This is a genomic window from Methylobacterium sp. J-077 (assembly GCF_022829365.1).
Taxonomy (GTDB): Bacteria; Pseudomonadota; Alphaproteobacteria; order Rhizobiales; family Beijerinckiaceae; genus Methylobacterium.
The window spans coordinates 1-1,001 of record NZ_JAKSYJ010000033.1 but is presented as its reverse complement, the minus strand read 5'-3'; the positions used below and the strand labels follow the sequence as shown (position 1 = coordinate 1,001).

Annotated in this window: 2 protein-coding genes; one reads left to right on the top strand and one right to left on the bottom strand. The window is 61.8% G+C overall.

What is annotated here, in order from left to right:
• Positions 1–130: 130 nt before the first annotated feature.
• Positions 131–529 carry a hypothetical protein gene (locus MKL11_RS01375; protein ID WP_243939587.1) on the top strand — a complete coding sequence of 133 codons (399 nt, stop codon included), beginning with the start codon at positions 131–133 and terminating at the stop codon, positions 527–529.
• A gap of 20 nt (positions 530–549) precedes the next feature.
• Here MKL11_RS01375 and MKL11_RS01370 read toward each other — a convergent pair whose 3' ends face one another.
• Positions 550–870 (bottom strand): hypothetical protein, encoded by a 321-nt coding sequence (locus tag MKL11_RS01370; protein ID WP_243939584.1) that lies wholly within the window; start codon positions 868–870, stop codon positions 550–552.
• Positions 871–1,001 lie beyond the last annotated feature (131 nt).

Below are 1,001 nucleotides of genomic sequence, written 5' to 3'. Positions count from 1 at the left end.
ATGGGTGGTTTCGCGACGGTCCGCTTTTGGGCGATAGTTGGCGGAAGCGGACACCGTCGTTGCACCCGGTCCCGACTCATTGCAGACGCTCAGCACGATGCCAGGATGGCCCCACGCGGGGGGCTGGACGATGCCGACCATACAAATTCATGACCTTGAGCCGCAGCACGCCGCTGTAGTCGATCCTCGCCTCGTGCTGCCGATGCTAGGCGAGCGTGCGATCCGGGCATCATGGCAGGTTGCCGGGGTTGCCCGCTTTAACGAACCCCTCTTCGCTACGGGCGAAGGAGCAATCCATCTTGAGGCGCTCTGCCAATCTCTGAAGCGTGTTTCAGGTGTAGTGTTGAGCCAGATTTTCGGTCAGGTTGAACAGGTCATCTGGGGCGAGTTCTCTGCCTACGACGGAGTGGGCACGCCTTGGGTGATACTGCGGGCTATCGACAGTTCTTGGTGTGAGGTTGAGACGGACGACGTGGGCATTCTGGTTCGCGTCCGGGAGACTTTCACGGATGTCCGGACAGACCGGTGAGGGGCCGGCTCACACCCTAATCAGCCCTTGGCTGCGCGTTCCACGGCGGCATCCAGCGTCGTCCAGTTGAAAACCTCGACACCCATCTCGTCGTAGATAAGGTATCCGTGGACCGCTCCCTCGGGCACGTCGATGGCGGTGACCCATCCCTCGCCCGCTCTCTGTGATCTCGGGTTTAGGCCGGAGGTTAGGTTGGCGAGTTCGCACTCTGTGATCGGCGCGAGCGCTTTCGCGCCAGCCTCAGCGGCGTCCGAGGCAGAAGCGAATACTTCCGCGAGGATTTCGTATGGGAGAGGCGCTTTCCAGGGTGGGAAGACCGCCAACTTGACCGTGTAGCTCATGAGTCCACCAGTGCCACTGGAGGCTCTAACGCCGAGTTCCGCTAACCACCCCGAGCCGAAGTTGTCGGAGGGCTGACGAACGGCTGCTTTTGGGAAGCGCCGACGGCGGTCCGAGCGACTGGGTTGGGTCG